The organism is Arthrobacter sp. AZCC_0090 (assembly GCF_014207375.1).
Taxonomy (GTDB): Bacteria; Actinomycetota; Actinomycetes; order Actinomycetales; family Micrococcaceae; genus Arthrobacter.
In genome coordinates, this window is sequence record NZ_JACHEE010000032.1 from 1 (window position 1) to 1530 (window position 1530).

At 59.5% G+C, this 1530-nt stretch carries 3 protein-coding genes and 1 pseudogene; all 4 read right to left on the reverse strand.

The window, feature by feature from the left end; translation table 11 throughout:
* Window positions 1-95: aspartate 1-decarboxylase (locus HNP00_RS22840; RefSeq protein ID WP_184741812.1), on the reverse strand; the 95-nt coding region annotated here is incomplete at its 3' end.
* Between the two features lie 113 nt (window positions 96-208).
* Window positions 209-391: pseudogene (locus HNP00_RS22845) on the reverse strand (nucleoside monophosphate kinase); the annotation flags it as partial.
* Window positions 392-567: 176 nt separating this feature from the next.
* On the reverse strand, window positions 568-1140 hold the full coding sequence (locus HNP00_RS22850) for an adenylate kinase (RefSeq protein ID WP_184742005.1): 573 nt from the start codon (window positions 1138-1140) through the stop codon (window positions 568-570).
* Between the two features lie 195 nt (window positions 1141-1335).
* The coding region (locus HNP00_RS22855; RefSeq protein ID WP_311770659.1) for a citrate/2-methylcitrate synthase at window positions 1336-1530 on the reverse strand (195 nt) is incomplete at its 5' end.

Consider the following 1530-nt stretch of genomic DNA (forward strand, 5'->3'; position numbering starts at 1 on the left):
AAATCCAGGTCAACGGTGACGGAGCCGACGTAATGCAGATCCGCGTGCGTGACGGTGGCACGGTGGATTTTGGACTTGAACATTGTGCGGTTCATGAGGCGCGTCGACATTACAACATTCCCTTGAAAGTCGCGTGTACGGGACGACCGAGAAGTCGTCCGACGCGTTCTTCACGGCCTGCTGTCAGTTCCACTACCTCATGAGCGTTGTTGGTGACATGGCTCGAAACGAAGTCGCAGGCACCGATGTACTTCTTAGCTGCAAGGCCAAGCGGGGTTTTGACGTTGGCACGAAAGATGCCGCCGGTGGAGATGGCGACGGCGCCAAGGCACTGGGAAATCCGCTCGGCAAGCGTTCCTTCGCCCGAACCAGGCGTCCTGATAATCGGCATTCTCGTCAATTCATGTCTCCTTGCTGCCGTTTCATACGATTCAATTCGAGGGAAGTTTTTGTCCGGCCGCTATTCCTGAGCGGTAGCTGCCATAGTGTCCGTTGTTGCCCATTCGGTGGATCAGCAAGACAGTGGGCACAGCCGTCGAAGGGGAGGGATCACCGACGTTCCGCTTCTCAGTCCCCGGACAACTGCCTTGGACCCGCCAGGACGGCGCGGTTTGTGACTTCGTCTACGGAACCCATGCCATCCACTGTGGTGAGGATGCCGCGTTCGGCGTACCTGGCCACAACGGCTTCAGTTTGTTCGTGGTACAGGTCGAGGCGGTGGCGGATAACGGTTTCGTTGTCGTCACTGCGGCCGGTTTCCTTGGCGCGGCGGAGCAGGCGTGTAACCAGTTCCTCGTCGTCGGTCGTCAACTGGAGAACGGCATCGAGCTTCTGGCAGGCTCCGGCCAAAACCTCGTCAAGGTAGTCCACCTGTGCTGTGGTGCGCGGGTAGCCGTCCAGTAGGAAGCCTCCGCTGACGTCGCTCTGGCTTAGGCGGTCACGGACCATCTTGTTGGTGACGCAATCCGGGACGAAGTCCCCGGAATCCATATACTTCTTGGCTTTGACGCCGAGGGGGGTTGCATCTTCGACGTGGGCTCGGAAGATGTCGCCGGTGGAAATGGCGACGACGCCCAAGCGTGCAGAAACGCGTTCGGCCTGCGTACCTTTGCCTGAACCCGGAGGTCCGATAATCAACATTCTCGTCATCGTAGATGCCTTTCACTGTTAAGTTACTGCGGGGCTCGAGTGGCCGAACAATCTTGGGCCAGTAAAGCGTCGGGGCCCGCAGTGTGCCCCCCTTGGATTGACGGGGGTGCGGTGGAGCACCACTAGCGTTGCGATAATTGATGATCCGTGTGATCATCCAGTCCTCCACCGCAGATTGTGGTGGCGTCAGTTCCGCTCCAGCTCCAACGAGCGTTCTTCGGCGCCGTTGTAGGCGCTGAGGGGCCTGATCAGGGAGTTGGAAGCGGCCTGTTCCATGATGTGGGCGGTCCAGCCGGTGATGCGGCTAGCGACGAACAGCGGGGTGAAGGTCGGGGTGTCGAAGCCCATGAGGTGGTAGGTGGGTCCGGCGGGGTAGTCGAG